This is a genomic window from Vibrio sp. 1180_3 (assembly GCF_029478545.1).
Lineage (GTDB): Bacteria > Pseudomonadota > Gammaproteobacteria > Enterobacterales > Vibrionaceae > Vibrio > Vibrio aestuarianus.
The window spans coordinates 1-576 of sequence record NZ_SJFM01000158.1 but is presented as its reverse complement, the minus strand read 5'-3'; the positions used below and the strand labels follow the sequence as shown (position 1 = coordinate 576).

The 576-nt window shown below is 42.4% G+C and carries 1 protein-coding gene; it reads left to right on the top strand.

Features of this window, described 5'->3' with window-relative positions; translation table 11 throughout:
- Positions 1-252: 252 nt before the first annotated feature.
- Positions 253-483, top strand: a complete 231-nt coding sequence (locus tag EYW48_RS21385) for a hypothetical protein (protein ID WP_277433065.1) — start codon at positions 253-255, stop codon at positions 481-483.
- Positions 484-576 lie beyond the last annotated feature (93 nt).

Below are 576 nucleotides of genomic sequence, written 5' to 3'. Positions count from 1 at the left end.
GCGAGCTGGCATTACGGCGGTTTGATAGTGATTCGCCAGTTTCTGATAGCTGTCGTTCAGTCTCGGCTCATAACGATTCGCTTTGGTGACCGCGCTGCGTAGATTATCAGGGACCAAGAGATGGGGTTTAAACCGAAATGGGTGATCGGATAATCCCGAAATGACTGATCGGAATGCTCCGAAATATGCATGGAAACAGGTGAAGTTCTTGTAATTGACCTATTCTCGGGTCCTGGTGGGCTCGGAGAAGGTATGTCGTCAGTACTACATGAAAACGGTAATACACCGTTTCAAATAGGCATATCTGTCGAAAAAGAACCATCTGCGCACAAAACCCTGACTACTAGAGCTTTCTATCGAAAAATTCTAAATGTAGAAAATGGTCTGGCTAGCTATAACGCCTATTTAAACGGCAAGATGACTCGTGAAGAGCTATTTGAAAGCTTCCCTTGTAATGATCCAGCTTTTTTGGAGAGTTTTTAAGCCACTTTTTGCATTTGTTGGTATTTTTCATTTGGCGTTAAATAATCAATCCCACTATGACTTCGTTTATAGTTGTAAAAACGAATGTAGCTC

What these genes read in the sequence shown, in the direction of transcription:
- EYW48_RS21385 (WP_277433065.1), top strand. Translation starts at nt 253, where the DNA reads ATGTCGTCAGTACTACATGAAAACGGTAATACACCGTTTCAAATAGGC.